16 protein-coding genes are annotated in these 17,936 nt (G+C 69.9%); 8 read left to right on the forward strand and 8 right to left on the reverse strand.

Going from position 1 to position 17,936, the window contains the following annotated elements; genetic code table 11:
* The first annotated feature begins 22 nt into the window (after positions 1 to 22).
* Positions 23 to 2,608, forward strand: coding sequence for a bifunctional aconitate hydratase 2/2-methylisocitrate dehydratase (acnB, locus tag VFE82_RS18015; RefSeq protein WP_325001715.1), 2,586 nt, complete (start codon positions 23 to 25; stop codon positions 2,606 to 2,608).
* Between the two features lie 86 nt (positions 2,609 to 2,694).
* Here the strand turns inward: acnB and VFE82_RS18020 are convergent, their stop codons facing one another.
* Entirely contained in the window at positions 2,695 to 3,192 is a 498-nt protein-coding gene (locus tag VFE82_RS18020; RefSeq protein WP_325001716.1) for a pyridoxamine 5'-phosphate oxidase family protein, read from the reverse strand.
* Between the two features lie 159 nt (positions 3,193 to 3,351).
* Between VFE82_RS18020 and sbmA the strand changes: the two genes are divergently transcribed.
* Complete coding sequence (gene sbmA / locus VFE82_RS18025; RefSeq protein WP_325001717.1) at positions 3,352 to 4,362, forward strand: peptide antibiotic transporter SbmA; 1,011 nt, start codon at positions 3,352 to 3,354, stop codon at positions 4,360 to 4,362.
* Positions 4,363 to 4,458: 96 nt separating this feature from the next.
* Positions 4,459 to 4,938, forward strand: a complete 480-nt coding sequence (locus VFE82_RS18030; RefSeq protein ID WP_325001718.1) for a hypothetical protein — start codon at positions 4,459 to 4,461, stop codon at positions 4,936 to 4,938.
* On the opposite strand, the gene VFE82_RS18035 is transcribed toward VFE82_RS18030, so the two are convergent.
* Positions 4,935 to 5,762 (reverse strand): helix-turn-helix transcriptional regulator, encoded by an 828-nt coding sequence (locus VFE82_RS18035; RefSeq protein WP_325001719.1) that lies wholly within the window; start codon positions 5,760 to 5,762, stop codon positions 4,935 to 4,937. The two genes, VFE82_RS18030 and VFE82_RS18035, sit on opposite strands and share 4 nt — an antisense overlap.
* A gap of 108 nt (positions 5,763 to 5,870) precedes the next feature.
* Between VFE82_RS18035 and VFE82_RS18040 the strand changes: the two genes are divergently transcribed.
* The 4 genes from VFE82_RS18040 to VFE82_RS18055 all read left to right on the forward strand — a co-directional run bounded on the left by VFE82_RS18040 (position 5,871) and on the right by VFE82_RS18055 (position 11,715).
* Positions 5,871 to 6,281 (forward strand): hypothetical protein, encoded by a 411-nt coding sequence (locus VFE82_RS18040; protein ID WP_325001720.1) that lies wholly within the window; start codon positions 5,871 to 5,873, stop codon positions 6,279 to 6,281.
* A gap of 111 nt (positions 6,282 to 6,392) precedes the next feature.
* Positions 6,393 to 7,475, forward strand: coding sequence for a 3-phosphoserine/phosphohydroxythreonine transaminase (serC, locus tag VFE82_RS18045; RefSeq protein ID WP_325001721.1), 1,083 nt, complete (start codon positions 6,393 to 6,395; stop codon positions 7,473 to 7,475).
* A gap of 123 nt (positions 7,476 to 7,598) precedes the next feature.
* Positions 7,599 to 10,469: an aconitate hydratase gene (locus VFE82_RS18050; protein ID WP_325001722.1), complete on the forward strand. Its 2,871-nt coding sequence runs from the start codon at positions 7,599 to 7,601 to the stop codon at positions 10,467 to 10,469.
* Positions 10,470 to 10,539: 70 nt separating this feature from the next.
* Positions 10,540 to 11,715 (forward strand): FAD-dependent monooxygenase, encoded by a 1,176-nt coding sequence (locus VFE82_RS18055; RefSeq protein ID WP_325001723.1) that lies wholly within the window; start codon positions 10,540 to 10,542, stop codon positions 11,713 to 11,715.
* A 9-nt stretch (positions 11,716 to 11,724) separates the two neighbouring features.
* Here the strand turns inward: VFE82_RS18055 and kynA are convergent, their stop codons facing one another.
* From kynA to VFE82_RS18085, 6 genes are all read right to left on the reverse strand, one after another.
* A complete protein-coding gene (gene kynA, locus VFE82_RS18060; RefSeq protein ID WP_325001724.1) occupies positions 11,725 to 12,570 on the reverse strand; it encodes a tryptophan 2,3-dioxygenase in 846 nt (281 codons plus the stop codon).
* Positions 12,567 to 13,829, reverse strand: coding sequence for a kynureninase (gene kynU / locus VFE82_RS18065; protein ID WP_325001725.1), 1,263 nt, complete (start codon positions 13,827 to 13,829; stop codon positions 12,567 to 12,569). Before kynU ends, kynA begins: the two co-directional genes overlap by 4 nt.
* Complete coding sequence (kynB, locus tag VFE82_RS18070) at positions 13,826 to 14,476, reverse strand: arylformamidase (RefSeq protein WP_325001726.1); 651 nt, start codon at positions 14,474 to 14,476, stop codon at positions 13,826 to 13,828. The genes kynU and kynB overlap by 4 nt, the downstream gene beginning before the upstream one ends.
* Positions 14,477 to 14,540: 64 nt before the next feature.
* Positions 14,541 to 14,918, reverse strand: coding sequence for a YkgJ family cysteine cluster protein (locus VFE82_RS18075; protein ID WP_325001727.1), 378 nt, complete (start codon positions 14,916 to 14,918; stop codon positions 14,541 to 14,543).
* A 138-nt stretch (positions 14,919 to 15,056) separates the two neighbouring features.
* Positions 15,057 to 15,977, reverse strand: coding sequence for an ornithine carbamoyltransferase (gene argF, locus VFE82_RS18080; protein WP_325001728.1), 921 nt, complete (start codon positions 15,975 to 15,977; stop codon positions 15,057 to 15,059).
* 2 nt (positions 15,978 to 15,979) lie between these two features.
* On the reverse strand, positions 15,980 to 17,173 hold the full coding sequence (locus tag VFE82_RS18085; protein ID WP_325001729.1) for an aspartate aminotransferase family protein: 1,194 nt from the start codon (positions 17,171 to 17,173) through the stop codon (positions 15,980 to 15,982).
* A gap of 247 nt (positions 17,174 to 17,420) precedes the next feature.
* Between VFE82_RS18085 and VFE82_RS18090 the strand changes: the two genes are divergently transcribed.
* Complete coding sequence (locus VFE82_RS18090) at positions 17,421 to 17,753, forward strand: DUF3579 domain-containing protein (protein WP_325001730.1); 333 nt, start codon at positions 17,421 to 17,423, stop codon at positions 17,751 to 17,753.
* Positions 17,754 to 17,936: the final 183 nt, after the last annotated feature.

Here is a 17,936-nt window from a genome sequence, read left to right on the forward strand (position 1 = left end):
ACGCACCCTGTACGGAGAACCCATGTTGCAAGCCTACGTGTCCCACGTCGCCGAACGCGCCGCGCTCGGCATTCCGCCGCTGCCGCTGACCGCGCAGCAGACGGGCGAGCTGATCGAGCTGCTGAAGAATCCCTCGACGCAAGAGGCCGACTTCCTGCTGGACCTGATCACGAACCGCGTGCCCGCTGGCGTGGACGATGCCGCCAAGGTCAAGGCCAGCTACCTGGCCGCCGTGGCGCACGGCACCGAGAAGTGCATGATCATCAGCCGCGCCAAGGCGACCGAGCTGCTGGGCACCATGCTGGGCGGCTACAACATCAGCCCGCTGGTCGACCTGCTGGACGACGCCGAGGTGGGTGGCACGGCCGCCGACGCGCTGAAGAAGACGCTGCTGATGTTCGACCAGTTCCACGATGTCAAGGAAAAGGCCGACAAGGGCAATGTCAACGCCAAGGCCGTGCTCCAGAGCTGGGCCGACGCCGAGTGGTTCACCACCCGGCCAGAGGTGCCCCAGAGCATGACCCTGACCGTCTTCAAGGTCACCGGCGAGACCAACACCGACGACCTGTCGCCGGCGCCCGATGCCTGGAGCCGCCCCGACATCCCGCTGCACGCCCTGGCGATGCTGAAGAACCCGCGCCCGGGCATCGTGCCGGACGAGGAAGGCAAGCGCGGCCCGATGAAGCTGCTGCAGGAGCTCAAGGCCAAGGGCCAGCTGATCGCCTACGTGGGCGACGTCGTGGGCACCGGCTCCTCGCGCAAGTCGGCCACCAACAGCGTGCTGTGGTGGACGGGCGAGGACATCCCGTTCGTGCCGAACAAGAAGTTCGGCGGCGTGTGCCTGGGCGGCAAGATCGCGCCGATCTTCTACAACACCATGGAAGACGCGGGCGCGCTGCCGATCGAGCTGGATGTGTCGCAGATGGAGATGGGCGACACCATCGAGCTGCGGCCGTACGAGGGCAAGGCCCTGAAGAACGGCCAGGTGATCGCGACGTTCCAGGTCAAGAGCGACGTGCTGTTCGACGAGGTGCGCGCCGGCGGCCGCATCCCGCTGATCGTGGGCCGGGGCCTGACGGCCAAGGCCCGCGAGGCGCTGGGCCTGGCGCCCTCGACCCTGTTCCGCCTGCCCAAGGCGCCCCAGGACAGCGGCAAGGGCTACTCGCTGGCCCAGAAGATGGTGGGCCGCGCCTGCGGCATGCCGGAAGGGCAGGGCATCCGCCCGGGCACCTACTGCGAGCCGAAGATGACCTCGGTCGGGTCCCAGGACACCACCGGCCCGATGACGCGGGACGAGTTGAAGGACCTGGCCTGCCTGGGCTTCTCGGCCGACCTGGTGATGCAGTCGTTCTGCCACACCGCGGCGTACCCGAAGCCGGTCGACGTGAAGATGCACCACGAGCTGCCCGACTTCATCTCCACCCGCGGCGGCGTCTCGCTGCGCCCGGGCGACGGCGTGATCCACAGCTGGCTCAACCGCTTCCTGCTGCCCGACACGGTGGGCACGGGCGGCGATTCGCACACCCGCTTCCCGATCGGCATCAGCTTCCCCGCGGGCTCCGGGCTGGTGGCCTTCGCGGCCGCCACCGGCGTGATGCCGCTGGACATGCCCGAGAGCGTGCTGGTGCGCTTCAAGGGCCAGATGCAGCCCGGCGTCACCCTGCGTGACCTGGTCAACGCGATCCCGCTGTACGCGATCAAGCAGGGCCTGCTGACGGTGGCCAAGGCCGGCAAGACGAACATCTTCTCCGGCCGCATCCTGGAGATCGAGGGTCTGCCCGACCTGAAGGTGGAACAGGCGTTCGAGCTGTCCGACGCCTCTGCCGAGCGCTCGGCCGCGGCCTGCACGGTGCACCTGAACAAGGAGCCGATCATCGAGTACATCAACAGCAACATCACCCTGATGCGCTGGATGATCGCCAACGGCTACGCCGACGGCCGCACGCTGGCCCGCCGCATCGCCGCCCAGGAAGCCTGGCTGAAGAATCCGCAGCTGCTCAAGGCCGACGCGGACGCCGAGTACGCGGCCGTGATCGAGATCGACCTGGCCGAGATCACCGAGCCCATCGTGGCCTGCCCGAACGACCCGGACGACGTCAAGACGCTGTCCGACGTGGCCGGCGCCAAGATCGACGAGGTGTTCATCGGCTCGTGCATGACCAACATCGGCCACTTCCGCGCGGCATCCAAGCTGCTCGAGGGCAAGCGCGACATCCCGGTCAAGCTGTGGGTCGCCCCGCCGACCAAGATGGACCAGAAGCAGCTGACCGAGGAAGGCCACTACGGCGTGCTGGGCACCGCCGGTGCCCGCATGGAGATGCCCGGCTGCTCGCTGTGCATGGGCAACCAGGCGCAGGTGCGCGAAGGCGCCACGGTGATGTCGACCTCGACCCGCAACTTCCCCAACCGGCTGGGCAAGAACACCAACGTCTACCTGGGCAGCGCCGAGCTGGCCGCCATCTGCTCGCGGCTGGGCAGGATCCCGACCCGCGAGGAGTACATGGCCGACATCGGCGTGATCAACGCCAACGGCGACAAGATCTACCAGTACATGAACTTCGACCGCATCGACGACTTCCGCAAGGTCGCCGACACCGTGGCGGCATAAGCCGCACGACAACCGGTCCGGCTCGGCGCCGGGCAATGACAAACGGCCCCGAGGGGCCGTTTTGTCATGGTGGGCGGCCAGTCGCCTCAGACCGCCACTTCCTTGTGCTCGCCCATCTTGGGACGCTCGCCGCTGACGGCCGCCGCCGCCATCTTGAACAGCTGCGTGGGCTTGCTTTCCTTCACGTCCCAGTACTCGGCGTGGGTGATCTGCACCTCGACCAGCTCCAGGTCCGGATCGGTCGGGCCGCCTGGAAACCAGGCCTTGGCCATCGGGTTGAACAGGCGCTGGATGGCCTCCTGGTCGTCGCTGATGCGCGCCGTGCCGCTGATCGACACCCAGATGTCCTTGTGCGGATCGGCGTACGAGACGTTCACGTTGCCGTCCTGGCGCAGCCGCTGGCCCACTTCGGTGCTCTTGCTCACGAAGAAGTACAGCACGCTCTTCTGGCCCAGCTCCTTGTTCTGCGTGGTCAGCGGGTGGGCATGCAGACCGCCTTCCGGGTGCCGGTGGGTCAGCATGCCGAAACGGATGTCCTTGATCATTTCCCAGAGCCGCTCGTGGGGGGTCTTGTCCTTGCTCATGCGTGTCCTTTCGCCGGTTTGTTGACGTTGCATTGATCGTGGGCGCAACCCCGGCTGGACGCCGTCGGAAGCGGGCGCCGCGTCCTGTGCGGCTGCTCCGACAGGCTGGCGCGGCCGGTGCGGCGGTTTAGCATCGGCCACCCCATTCCGAGGCCTCGCATGTTCAAGTCCTTCTTCCTGTCCCGGCGCTGGTGGCCCTGGTCGCTCCTGGGCACGGCCGTGATCCTGTTCGCCACCTGGTACCGGGTGCAGCTGGACGTGCAGATCAACGAATGGTTCGGCAGCTTCTACGACTTGCTGCAGAAGGCGCTGGGCAAGCCCGGCGCGATCACCACGGATGCCTACTGGGCGCAGCTGGCCACCTTCCTGCGCATCGCCATGGTCTACGTGACCATCGCGGTGGTGCTCGACTTCTTCGTCAAGCACTACATCTTCCGCTGGCGCCAGGCGATGAACGACCACTACATGGCGCACTGGCACAAGGTGCGCCACATCGAGGGCGCGGCGCAGCGCGTGCAGGAGGACACCATGCGCTTCGCCAGCATCATGGAAGGGCTGGGCATCGACTTCATGCGCAGCCTGATGGTGCTGGCCGCCTTCCTGCCCCTCCTGGCCGGGCTGTCGGGCAAGATCACCGCGCTGCCCTTGATCGGGGCGGTGCCCTACTCGCTGGTCTGGGTGGCGGTGGGATGGGCCCTGGCCGGAACCTTGCTGCTGGCGCTGGTGGGCATCAAGCTGCCCGGCCTGCAGTTCCAGAACCAGCGGGTGGAAGCGGCCTACCGCAAGGAGCTGGTCTACGGCGAGGACGATCCCGCCAAGGCCACGCCGCCGGTGGCGCAGCGGTTGTTCGCCGACGTGCGGACCAACTACTTCCGGCTGTTCTTCCACTACCTGTACTTCGACGTGGTGAAGTGGGCCTACATCCAGGCCGGCGTGATGGTGCCCTACATCGCCCTCGGGCCGACCATCGTCTCCGGCGTCGTCACGCTGGGCGTGATGCAGCAGATCGTGCGTGCCTTCGGCCGCGTGGTGGAGGCGTTCCAGTTCCTGGTGCTCAGCTGGAGCACGGTGGTGGAACTGATGTCGGTCTTCAAGCGCCTGCGCGCGTTCGAGCGGCAGATCAGGACGGGGCCGGAGGCTTCGACGCGGCCGGCGCCCTCGGCCGGCTGAAGAGCGCCGCCGGGGCACCGATGAGGGAAGCCCCTAGCTGGTGACTGGACGGTCGGGCCGATCATGGCAGCGTTCGACCCAGCAGGAAGGCCCGCCATGAAACTCATCAAGACCGACGTCGGACAACGCGTGATGAAGGACCGCTCGGTGCCGCTGTCGCCGCGGCAGCGCGCCGCGTTCATCCTGTTCGACGGCCGCCACTCCGTCGACGAGGTGCTCGCAGCGGCCGGTGCGGCCGGGGTGAACCGCGAGGACATCGACCACCTCGTCCAGCTCGGGTTGCTGCAGGCCACCAAGGACGCTGCGCCGGCCGCGGTTGCCCCGTCGCCCACCCGGGACGCACCTGACGCCCCGAGACCGGCCGGCGGTCCCACGGCGTCGGCGCAGCAGCGCTACCAGGATGCCTACCTGGTCGCCACCCGGCTGACCGCCTCGCTGGGACTGCGCGGCTTCCGCCTCAACCTGGCGGTGGAGCAGGCGGCCGACCTCCAGGGCCTGCGCGAGCTCGCGCCGCGCATCCGCGAAGCCGTGGGCGACAAGGCATTCCGGGATTTCGAGCGGGCGCTCAACGGCTAGTCCGCCGGCGCGAGTCGCCGCAAGGCCTCGGCCGTCCCGGTGTCCGCCGGGAAGAAGGTCTCCAGCGTCAGCTCCTGCACGGTGACGTCGACCGCGCTGCCGAACACCGTGGTGGTGCTGATGAAGCTGAGCACCTGGCCGTCGGTTATCCGCAGCCGCAGCGGCAGCGCGATGCCCACGTGCTCGCCCTCCAGCTGGGTCGCGTGCGCACCCTCGTGCACCGGGTAGCTGCGCAGGTCCTCCAGCAGCGACGCCAGTGCCGCATCACCGGTCGCCTGGACCTGCTGCTGCAGCCGCTCGAACAGGTGCTCCCGCCACTGCCCGAGGTTGACGATGCGCGGCGAGAGACCCTGCGGATGCAGGCTCAGCCGCAACACGTTGACGGGTGCCTGCAGGAGCGACGCATCCGCGCCGGCCATCAGGTGCGGCAGCATGCGGTTGGCCGCCACCAGGTTCCAGTGGCGGTCGACCGCGAGGGCCGGGCAGGGCTCGTGCGCCCGCAGGATCCGCTCAACGGCCTCCCGGGCCGCTGCGAGTTCCGGCGCATCCAGCGGCCGCTCGCGGTACATCGGTGCATAGCCGGCGGCCACCAGCATCGCGTTGCGTTCGCGCAGCGGCACCTGCAGGCGCTCGGCCAGCCGCAGCACCATCTCGCGGCTGGGCTGGGACCTGCCGGTTTCCACGTAGCTCAGGTGACGGGTGGACACGTCCGCCTCGTGCGCCAGGCCCTGCTGGCTGAGGCGGCGGCGCTCGCGCCAGTGGCGCAGGTGCGCACCGAAAGGCTGCGGGGCAGCGCGCGGAGCGGAATGGGGGGCCAGGCTCATGCGGCGATCCTAAGACCGCCGGCGCCGCGGTTCCATGACCTGGGACGTCATCGACGGTGGCGGCCGCGCCGACCACCATCGCAGCTCCACCACCCACCAGGAGTCACCATGTCCTTCCTCGCTTCCCCCACCTTCCTGCGCCGCGTGCTCTGGGCCGATGCGGCGTCCTGTCTGGCCAGCGGCGCCGTGCAGCTCGCCGCGCTGGAGGCGCTGCCGGCGCTGCTCGGGCTGCCGCGCGCGCTGCTGCTGGAAAGCGGCCTGTTCCTGCTGGCCTATGCGCTGGTGGTGGGCTGGGTGGCGACCCGGCCGCAGCCGCCGCGGGCGCTGGTCGCGCTGTTCGCCATCGGCAATGCCGGCTGGGCGGTTGGCTGTGCGCTGGCGGTGGCCTGGCTGGCGCCGACCGCACTGGGGGTCGCCTGGGTGGCGATGCAGGCCGCCACGGTGCTGGTGCTGGCCGACCTGCAGTGGCTCGGACTGCGGCGCAGTGCCGCGGGCCGGGAGACCGCGCACGCGGCCTGAGCCGCGCGGCGGCACGGCCGCCGCCGGCAGCCGGCAGGGGCGGGCGCCCGCCGGCTTCTTGTATGCTGTCCGGCTCCCATCCCCAGCATCCGAGAAGGTACCGTTCCAGCCATGACCCGCGTGTTCAACTTCAGCGCCGGCCCCGCCGTCCTGCCCGAAGCCGTGCTGCGGCAGGCCGCCCAGGAGATGCTCGACTGGAACGGCAGCGGCATGTCGGTCATGGAGATGAGCCACCGGGGCAAGGAGTTCACCGGCATCCACGCCGAGGCCGAGGGGGCCCTGCGCGAGCTGCTGGCCATCCCCGGCAACTACCGGGTGCTGTTCATGCAGGGCGGCGCGATCGGCGAGAACGCGATTGTGCCGATGAACCTCATCGGCCGCACGGGGCGCGCGGACTACGTGGACACCGGCGAGTGGTCGCAGCGCTCCATCCAGGAGGCGCGCACCTACGGCACCATCCAGGTGGCCGCCAGCGGCAAGGCCAGCGGCCACACCGCGATCCCACCCCAGGCGCAGTGGACGCTCGACCCCCAGGCCGCCTACGTGCACATCTGCTCGAACGAGACCATCGGTGGCGTGCAGTACCACTGGCTGCCCGACACCGGCACGGTGCCGCTGGTGGCCGACATGTCCTCCGACATCCTGTCGCGCCGCATCGACGTCAGCCGCTACGGCCTGATCTATGCGGGCGCCCAGAAGAACATGGGCCCCTCGGGCGTGACGGTGGTCATCGTGCGCGACGACCTGCTCGGCCACGCGCTGCCGATCACGCCGTCGGCCTTCAACTACCAGCTGCAGGCCGAGCACGACTCGATGTACAACACGCCGCCCACCTACTCGATCTACATCGCAGGCCTGGTGTGCAAGCACATCCGGGCGAACGGCGGGCTCGAGGCGATGGAGGAGCACAACCGCGCCAAGGCGAAGCTCCTCTACGACTGCATCGACGGCAGCAGCTTCTACCGCAACCCCGTCGCGCCGGCGGACCGCTCGCTGATGAACGTGCCGTTCAAGCTGAAGGACGAGTCGCTCAACGACGCGTTCCTGAAGGGCGCCCAGGAGCGCGGCATGGTCCAGCTCAAGGGCCACCGCCTGGTCGGTGGCATGCGGGCGTCGATCTACAACGCCATGCCGCTGGAGGGCGTGAAGGCGCTGGTCGCGTACATGCAGGATTTCGAGCGCCGCCACGGCTGACGTCGGCCCCGGCAGGGGGAGCAACCTGCCTGCTGGCGTGAGGATTTGCACGGCGGCGTCGCATGGCGGCCGCGCAGGCGGCACAATGCTTGCCGCCATACAAGACTCATCTCAGGAGGATCGATGCCCCACGCGTTCGCCCGAACCCTCAAGAGTTTCAAGACCGGCTCCCGCGGGACGGGCAGCTTCTACTCGTTGCCTGCACTGGCTGAGGAGTTCCCCAACGTCAACCGCCTGCCGGTGTCCATGCGCATCGTGCTGGAGTCGGTGCTGCGCAACTGCGACGGCCTGAAGGTCACGCCGGAACACGTCCGGCAGGTGGCCAACTGGGCGCCCAATGCCGAGCGCACCGAGGAGATTCCGTTCGTCGTCGCGCGGGTGGTGCTGCAGGATTTCACGGGGGTGCCGCTGCTGGCCGACCTGGCCGCCATGCGCAGCGCGGCGGCGCGGCTGGGCAAGGAGCCGGGGCGGATCGAGCCGCTGGTGCCGGTGGACCTGGTGGTCGACCACTCCATCATGGTGGACCACTACGGCACCAAGGATGCGCTCGACCTGAACATGAAGCTCGAGTTCAAGCGCAACCGCGAGCGTTACGAGTTCATGAAGTGGGGCATGCAGGCGTTCAAGACGTTCGGCGTCGTCCCGCCCGGCTTCGGCATCGTCCACCAGGTGAACCTCGAGTACCTGGCCCGCGGCGTCCACAGCACGCCCGACGCGCTCTACTACCCCGACACGCTGGTCGGCACCGACAGCCACACCACCATGATCAACGGCATCGGCGTCGTGGGCTGGGGCGTCGGCGGCATCGAGGCCGAGGCCGCCATGCTCGGCCAGCCGGTGTACATGCTCACGCCCGACGTGGTGGGCTTCGAGCTCACCGGACGGCTGCGCGAGGGCTGCACCGCCACCGACCTGGTGCTCACCATCACCGAGATCCTGCGCAAGCACAAGGTCGTGGGCAAGTTCGTCGAGTTCTTCGGCGAGGGCACGCGCACGCTGGCCGTTCCCGACCGCGGCACGATCGGCAACATGGCTCCCGAGTACGGCGCCACCATGGGCTTCTTCCCGGTCGACGACAAGACCATCGAGTACTTCCGCGGCACCGGGCGCAGCAAGGAGGAGATCGACGCGTTTGAGGCCTACTTCCGTGCCCAGGGCCTGTTCGGCGTGCCGCTCGCGGGCGAGGTCGACTACTCGCAGGTGGTGAAGCTGGACCTGGGCGACGTGACGCCCAGCCTGTCGGGCCCGAAGCGGCCGCAGGACCGCATCGAGCTGGGCAAGGTGGCGGCACAGTTCGCCAGCCTGTACTCCAAGCCGCAGGCCGAGAACGGCTTCAACCGGCCGTCCGAAACCCTGCAGAGCCGCCACCTGCTGCATGCGGGCGGCGAGACGCCGGATCCGAAGGTGCCGTCGAACCCACCGGTCAAGGCCGCCGCGCTGGTGTCCGAGACCGAGATGGAATACAACAAGCCGACCCTGGCGTCGGCCCAGCACGAAGCCGCCGCGGCGCCGGCGGCGCCGGCCAACGTGACGATCGGCAACGGTGACGTGCTGATCGCCGCCATCACCAGCTGCACCAACACCTCCAACCCCGGCGTGCTGCTGGCCGCCGGCCTGCTGGCCAAGAAGGCGGTGGAGGCCGGCCTGACGGTGCAGCCGCACATCAAGACGTCGCTGGCGCCCGGCTCGCGCATCGTCACCGAGTACCTGGGCAAGGCCAAGCTGCTGCCCTACCTCGAGAAGCTCGGGTTCACCGTGGCGGGCTACGGCTGCACCACCTGCATCGGCAACTCCGGCGACCTCGCGCCGGAGATCAACGAGGCGATCGCCAAGAGCGACCTCGTCTGCGCCGCCGTGCTCTCGGGCAACCGCAATTTCGAGGCGCGCATCCACCCGAACATCAAGGCCAACTTCCTCGCCAGCCCGCCGCTGGTGGTGGCCTACGCGCTGGCCGGCACCGTGCTGAAGGACCTGATGACCGAGCCGGTCGGCAAGGGCCATGGCGGCAAGGATGTCTGGCTGGGCGACATCTGGCCCAGCAGTGACGAGATCCACCAGCTGATGAAGTATGCGATGGACGGCAAGGCCTATCGCGAGAACTACGCCAAGGTGAAGGAGGAGCCGGGTGACCTGTGGAAGGACATCCGGGGCGTCGCCGGCGAGACCTATGCCTGGCCCGCCAGCACCTACATCGCCGAGCCGCCGCTGTTCCAGCAGTTCGACCCGGCGCCGCCGGCCAACGACTCCCGGGCCAACGTGGACGTGCGCGAGGCGCGCATCATGGCCCTGTTCGGCGACTCCATCACCACCGACCACATCTCGCCGGCCGGCTCGATCAAGGAGAGCTCGCCGGCCGGCCAGTGGCTGCTGGCGCACGGCGTGATGAAGCCCGACTTCAACAGCTACGGCGCGCGCCGCGGCAACCACGACGTGATGATGCGCGGCACCTTCGCCAACGTGCGCATCAAGAACCTGATGATCCCCGCCGGGCCGGACGGCTCGCGCGAGGAGGGCGGGCTGACCATCTACCGCGACGCGCAGGGCCGGGCCGAGAAGATGTTCATCTTCGACGCCGCGATGAAGTACATCGCCGAGGGCCGCGCGACCGTGATCTTCGCCGGCGAGGAGTACGGCACCGGCTCCTCGCGCGACTGGGCGGCCAAGGGCACGCAGTTGCTGGGCATCAAGGCGGTGATCGCGCGCAGTTTCGAGCGCATCCACCGCAGCAACCTGGTGGGCATGGGCGTGCTGCCGCTGCAGTTCAAGGGCGACGACACCTGGCAGTCTCTGGAGCTGGACGGCTCCGAGCTGGTGGACGTGATCCCCGACCCGCAGCTGCGCCCGCAGAGCGATGCGCGGGTGGTGGTCACCCGCCGCGATGGTTCGCGCCGCGAGATCACGGTGACGCTGCGCATCGACACCGCCATCGAGGTGCAGTACTACCGCCACGGCGGCATCCTGCCGTTCGTGCTGCGGCAGTTGCTCGCCGCATGACGCGGCTGGCCCGCACCGGGGCCATGCCGATGCGTCCGCGAGCCGGCGCTCCACGCCGGCCGCCGCCGGCGTGAGCCGCGAGCTGCTCATCGCGGGCGGGGGCATCGCCGGTCTCGCCGCCGCGATCGGTGCCCGCCGAGCCGGCTGGGAGGCCCGCCTGTTCGAGCAGGCCAGCGCATTTTCCGAGGTGGGTGCAGGCCTGCAGCTCGGCCCGAACGCCACCCGCCTGCTGCGCGAGTGGGGCGTCCTGCAGCAGGCGCAGCTGCAAGCCTTCGCGCCATCGCTGCTGCGCGTGCGCGACGCGGTGGATGGGCGTGAGCTCGGCGTGCTGCCGTTGGGCGAGCAGGCCGAGCAGCGCTACGGCTCCCCCTACCTGACCGTGCACCGGGCCGACCTCCACGGTGCCTTGCTGCGGCAGGCCTGTGACGCCGGCGTGCGACTGCACGAGGGCGTGCGCATCGCGTCCGCCCGGGTGGATGGCACCACGGTGCTGGCCCGCACGGGGACCGGCGCCGAGGTGGAGGCGGAGGCGCTCGCCGTGGCCGACGGCGTCTGGAGCGAGCTGCGTCAGCAGCTCGTGGGTGACGGCCCGGCGCCCGCCACCGGCCACGTCGCCTACCGTGCCCTGCTGCCGCGGGAGGACGCGCCCCCCCAGCTGAAGGTGGGCGAGGTGCAGGCCTGGCTCGGCCCCCGGATGCACCTGGTGACCTATCCGGTGCGCGCAGGCAGCGCCGTCAACGTGGTGGGCTTCGTCGAAGGTCGCGTGGCCGGCGCCGGCTGGGACCATGCCGCGCAGGCGGATGCCTTGCGCGAGACGGCCGCCGGCCTCTGCCGCGCGCTGCAGGCGGTGGTGGAGGCCGTGCCCGAGTGGCGGCTGTGGCCGGTCCATGACCGTGCGCCCCTGCAGGGGCCCGGGCAGATGGCGCGGGGCCGGGCCGCATTGCTGGGCGACGCGGCCCATCCCATGCGGCCCTACCTGGCCCAGGGCGCGGGCATGGCACTGGAGGATGCCGCCGGCCTGCAGCGGGTGCTGCAGCCCTGCGACGACCGCGTGCTCGATGTGCCGACCGCGCTGCGCCGCTTCGCCTTGAACCGCTGGGAGCGCTGCGCGCGCGTGCAGCAGCGCTCGCGGCGCAACGGGCGGATCTTCCACGCCGACGGCCTGGTGCGCCTCGGTCGCAACCTTGCGCTGCGCGCCGGGGGCGAGTCGCTGCTCGACCTGCCCTGGCTGTACCGCGGCGGCTGAGCGCGCTGTCTACAGGTCGGTGCGCAGGCGCCAGATCTCCGGGAACAGCACCACGTCGAGCATCCTGCGCAGGTAGGACACGCCGCCGGTGCCGCCGGTGCCCCGCTTGAAGCCGATGACGCGCTCGACCGTGGTGACGTGCCGGAACCGCCACAGCCGGAACGCGTCTTCCAGGTCCGTCAGCTCCTCCCCGAGCTGGTACAGCTCCCAGTGGCGCTGCGGATCGCGGTACACCGACAGCCAGGCCTGCTCGACCTGCACATTCTCGACGTAGGGCTGGGCCCAGTCCCGGTCGGTGTGCGACGCTGGCACGGGCAGCCCGCGGCGCGCCAGCAGCCGCAGCGCCTCGTCGTACAGCGACGGCGCCTCGTGCGCGGCGCGCACCTGCGCCAGCAGGTCGGGCCTGTGCTCGTGGGGCTTGAGCATGGCCGCGTTCTTGTTGCCCAGGGCGAACTCGATGCAGCGGTACTGCGCGCTCTGGAAGCCGCTCGAATTCGCCAGGTACGGGCGGATGGCGCTGTACTCGGCCGGGGTCATCGTGGCCAGCACGTCCCAGGCGTGCACCAGCTGCTCCAGGATGCGCGACACGCGCGCCAGCATCTTGAACGCGCTGCCCAGCTCGTCACGGGCGACGCAGCCGATGGCGGCGTGCAGCTCGTGCAGCATCAGCTTCATCCACAGCTCGCTGGTCTGGTGCTGGATGATGAACAGCATCTCGTTGTGGTCGGGCGAGAGCGGCTTCTGCGCGTGCAGGATCGCATCCAGCTGCAGGTAGTCGCCATAGCTCATCGAGCGGCTGAAATCCAGCTGCGGGTTCTCGGCACGGACCAGGTCCTCGGGGCGTTGCTGCGTCATGTGACCGCCTGCCTGCGGTTGAATTCGGGCCGCTGCCATTCACCGGTGTCCAGCACCTGGCGCAGCCGGTCCACGGCGTGCCAGACGTCCTCGAAGCCGATGTAGAGCGGGGTGAAGCCGAAACGCAGGATGTTGGGCCCTCGGAAGTCGCCCACCACGCCGCGGGCGATCAGTGCCTGCACCATGGCGTAGCTGCCGGCCGGCCGCGACAGGCACACCTGCGAGCCGCGGCGCGCGTGCTCGCGCGGCGTGACCAGGGTGAAGCCGGCGTCGCCGCACCGCGCCTCGACCAGCGCGATGAACAGGTCGGTGAGCGCGAGCGACTTGGCGCGCAGCGCCGGCATGCCGCCTGGCGGGCGCGCCGCCTCGAGGGTGTCGAGCCCGCAATCGAGCGCCACCAGGCTGAGCACCGGCTGCGTCCCGCACAGGTAGCGCCCGATGCCGGGGGCGGGGCGGTACTGCGGCGTGAACTCGAAGGGCGCCGCGTGTCCCCACCAGCCGGCCAGCGGCTGCCGGAACCGGTCGGCGTGGCGCGGATGCACCCAGGCGAAGGCAGGGCAGCCCGGGCCTCCGTTCAGGTACTTGTAGCCGCAGCCGACGGCGAAGTCGGCACCGGCCCCGTGCAGGTCGACGGGCACGGCGCCGGCGCTGTGGGCGAGGTCCCAGATCGCCAGCGCGCCTGCCTCGTGCGCCTGCCGCGTGACCGCAGCCATGTCGTGCATGGCACCGGTGCGGTAGTTCACGTGCGTCAGCAGCAGCACGGCCACGTCGGCGGTGAGCGCGGCGCCGAGATCGCCGGCGTCATCCAGGAGCTGCAGCACCATCCCGCGCTCCTCGCACAGCGCCTGCGCGATGTACAGGTCGGTCGGGAAGTTGCTGCGCTCGCTCAGGACGACGCGGCGGGCCGGCGCGTCCTGCGCCTGGATGGAAAGGGCGGCGCTGAGCACCTTGTACAGGTTGACCGAGGTGGTGTCGGTGGCGACGACCTCGCCCGCGCCGGCGCCGATCCAGCCCGCGATGCGGTCGCCGACGCGCCGGGGCAGCTCGAACCAGCCGGCGTCGTTCCACGACCGGATCAGGCCCTCGCCCCATTCCTGCTCGACCGCCTTCGCCACGCGGGCCGGGGTGGCGCGCGGCAGCGGGCCGAGCGAGTTGCCGTCCAGATAGATGAGGCCTGCCGGCAGGGTGAACAGGTCGCGCAAGGGGCGCAGCGGGTCGGCGGCATCGCGCGCCCGGCAGTCTTCCAGGGTGAGGGTCATGGTGTCAGGGTCGGCGATCCGGGCAACTCGCGCAGCACCGCGCGCACCGGCGACGCGTCGGCGGTCATCAGTTTCAGCGGCAGGGCGATCAGTTCGTAATCGCCTTCCGGCACGTCGTCGAGCACCAGGTTCTCGAGCACGCGCAGGCCGCGACGCCGGATCACCTGGTGGCTGGGCAGCTCCTTGCTCGCTGCAGGATCGATGCTGGCGGTGTCGATCCCCACCAGCCGCACGCCCTGGTCGGCCAGGCGCTCGATGGCGTCGGGCGCGAACGCGGCCAGGTCGGGATCCCAGCGGTTGACCGGCATGCGCTCGTAGGTCCGCACCAGCACGCGTGCCGGCAGCCCCTGCGCCGCGTGGGCGAGGTGGTCCCAGGTGACGAGCGGCCCGCGCCCGATCGCGTGGACCACGCGGCAGGGGCCGAGGAAGGCGCCGAGGTCCAGGGATCCGATGGCAGCGCCGTCCGGGTCGTAGTGCAGGGGCGCGTCGGCGTGCGCGCCGAGGTGCGGCGAGAGCGTGAGACTGCTCACGTTCACCGGGCAGCCCGGGGCGATCCGGGCGGCCCAGGCCTGGCTGTAGGGGGTGTCGCCGGGGAAGACCGGCGTGCCGGCGAGAACCGGCGGCGAAATGTCCCAGAGGCGCAGCATGCGCGCAGTGTGGACCGGCCGGCGGCGGCGTGGTGTCGGTTCAGACCAACACGTCGGCAACTTCTCAGGCCGTGCCGGGTGGCAGCGGCAGCAGACCGTGGCGGGCGCGCGCCCGCTCGCAGCCCTGGCTACCCGGCTCGAGTTCGCGGCAGGGGTTGGGCCGCCATTCGTAGATGCCGCAGGCCGCGCGCCGGCCGACCTGGCCGGTCAAGGCCGCGCAGCGGGTGGGCACGTGGTCGGTGCCGCGCATCCGCACGATCGTCTCGGTGACTTCCACCACCAGGCCGGAGGGCACCATGCCGCCATGCGCGTCGAGCTCCTCCACGGCGAAGTCGACCCGGTAGCTGGCGCAGCAGGCGCCGCACGCCAGGCAGGGATGGGGCGCGTGGCTGCGGTCAACGCCTGCGCTGGCAGCCCCGTCATGGGGTGGCTGTGCATCCATCCAGTGTGACTTCGTTGGCCAGCCTGAGCCGCACACGGCGGGCGGTTCGATCACGGCTGGTCCAGCTGGGTGTCGTTCCGCTGACCGGCGGGCACGTGCCTGCGTGAGCAGCGTGCCCGCGCGCTGCAGCCATGTCGGTCAGCCCGTCACCTTGCCCAGCAGCAGGTACTCCATCAAGGCCTTCTGCACGTGCATGCGGTTCTCGGCCTCGTCCCACACCACCGACTGCGGCCCGTCGATCACGTCGGCGGTCACCTCCTCGCCGCGGTGGGCGGGCAGGCAGTGCATGAACAGGGCGTCGGGCTTGGCCGCGCGCATCATGTCCTCGTCGACGCACCAGTCGGCGAAGGCCTTGCGACGCTCCTCGTTCTCGGCCTCGTAGCCCATGCTGGTCCAGACGTCGGTGGTCACCAGGTCGGCGCCGCGGCAGGCGTCCATCGGATCGCGGAAGACCTTGTAGCTGTCGCGGCTGCGCACGCCGGCCACTGCCTGGTCGACCTCGTAGCCGCTGGGCGTGCTCACGTGCACCGTGAAGCCCAGCAGTTCCGCGGCCTGCAGCCAGGTGTTGGCCATGTTGTTGCCGTCGCCCACCCAGGCCACCACCTTGCCGCGGATCGAGCCGCGGTGCTCCTGGTAGGTGAAGATGTCGGCCAGGATCTGGCACGGGTGGAATTCGTTGGTCAGGCCGTTGATCACGGGCACCCGCGAGTGGGCGGCGAACCGTTCGATCTTGTCCTGCCCGAAGGTGCGGATCATCACCAGGTCGACCATGCGGCTGATGACCTTGGCGCTGTCCTCGATCGGCTCGGCGCGACCCAGCTGGCTGTCGCCGGTGGTCAGGTGCACCACGCTGCCGCCCAGCTGGTACATGCCCGCCTCGAAGCTCACGCGGGTGCGGGTCGAGGCCTTCTCGAAGATCATCGCCAGCGTCCGGTCTGCCAGCGGGTGGTATTTCTCGTAGGCCTTGAACTTGCGCTTGATGATGGTCGCGCGCTCGAACAGCCAGTCGTGCTCGTCGGCCGTGAGGTCGGCGAACTGCAGGAAGTGCCGGATCGCCATGCTCACTCCGACAGGACGGCCCGCACCAGCGGCGCCAGGATCGCCACGCACTCGTCGGCTTCGGCGCGGGAGAAGATCAGCGGCGGCAGCAGCCGCACCACGGTGTCGGCCGTGACGCTGATCAGAAGGCCGGCATCGGCCGCCTGGTTCACCAGCACTCCGCAGGGCTTGGCCAGCTCCATGCCGATCATCAGGCCCTGGCCGCGGATGTCGCGCACACCCGGCAGGCTGCCCAGCTCGCGCACCAGCAGTCCCTTGAGGTAGTCGCCGACCTCGCTCGCATGGGCCAGCAGACCGTCCTCTTCCATGATGCGGATGGTCTCGACGCCGGCGCGCATCGCCAGCGGATTGCCACCGAAGGTGGTGCCGTGGTTGCCGGGCTGGAAGATGTTCGCCGCGCGCGGTCCGGCGACGACGGCGCCGATCGGCACGCCCGAGCCCAGTCCCTTGGCCAGCGGCATCACGTCCGGCCGGATGCCGGCCCACTGGTGCGCGAACCACTTGCCGGTGCGGCCCATGCCGCACTGCACCTCGTCGATCATGAGCAGCCAGTCGCGTTCGTCGCACAGGCGCCGCACCTGCTGCAGGTACTCGGCGCGCATCGGGTTGATGCCGCCTTCGCCCTGGATGGTCTCGAAGAACACGGCCACCACGTCCGGGTTGCCCTCGGTGGCCGCCTTCAGCGCCCCGATGTCGTTCAGCGGCACCCGGATGAAGCCCTCGACCAGCGGGCCGAAGCCTTTCTGCACCTTCTCGTTGCCCGTGGCCGAGAGGGTGGCGATGCTGCGGCCGTGGAAGGCCTTCTCGTACACCACGATCTGCGGCCGCTCGATGCCCTTGTCGTGGCCGAACTTGCGGGCCAGCTTGATCGCCGCCTCGTTGGCCTCGAGGCCCGTGCTGCAGAAGAACACGTTGCTCATGCCGGACAGCTCGACCAGCTTCGTGGCCAGGCGCTCCTGGTTGGGCACGTGGTAGTAGTTGCTCGAGTGGATCAGCTTGGCGACCTGGTCCTGCAGGGCCGGCACCAGCTTGGGGTGGTTGTGCCCGAGGGTGTTCACCGCGATCCCGGCCAGCGCGTCGAGGTAGGCCTTGCCGTTGACGTCCCAGACGCGCGCGCCCTGGCCGTGCGACAGCGCGATCGGCACCCGGCCGTAGGTGTTCATCGTGTGCGGCGAGGCGGCCTCGATCAGAGCCATTGCGTCGTTCTCCAGTGGGGCGCCGAGGCGGCGCTGCAAAAAAAATCGCCCAACGCGTGAGCCGTTGAGGCCCGATTTTAGGCACACCGCGCAGGCGTTCTGGTTGACGATTGCGCATCACAGCGATGCGTCCCGGCCGCGTCCGGGGCCGTGCTGCCAGCCGGTCGAAGTCTTATATAAGATAGAATAGTTGTGCATTGCAGCACGGGCGATCCCCGGCTGCCTCCCGCCGCCCCGCCACCCGCCGATGGTCTCTTCCGCCGCCAAAGAAATCCTCATCCAGGGCATCACCCGGGACGGTCGCACGTTCCGTCCGAGCGACTGGGCGGAGCGGCTGGCCGGTGTGATGAGCAGCTTCCGGCCCGGCGGCGCCCGCCCGGGCAGCCACCTGAGCTACTCGCCGTGGTGCGTGCCCCGGGTCATCGACGGGGTCAAGACGGTGGTCGTGCACAGCGACCTGCGCTCCCACGAACCGATGGCCTGGGACTTCGTCATGAACTTCGCCAAGGACAACGACCTGCAGGTGCAGGAGGTGCCGTCCTCGAGCCCCGCCCAGGGGGACGCGCCGGATCGCGGGTGAGTGGGCCCTTGCGGGGGCGTTCCTGGCGCTGATCGCAAGGCGCTGACGCGGTGCCGCTGGGGATGCGCGGCGACCGCGTCGCGATGTGATGTCCGTTGCTCCTGCCCTCGGTGTCCGGGCATGAAAAAACCGCCCGAAGGCGGTTCTTCACTTTGCTGGCAGCGCACCCGGTTCAAACGGCGG

The sequence above is a fragment of the Ramlibacter sp. genome (assembly GCF_035655895.1).
GTDB lineage: Bacteria > Pseudomonadota > Gammaproteobacteria > Burkholderiales > Burkholderiaceae_C > Ramlibacter.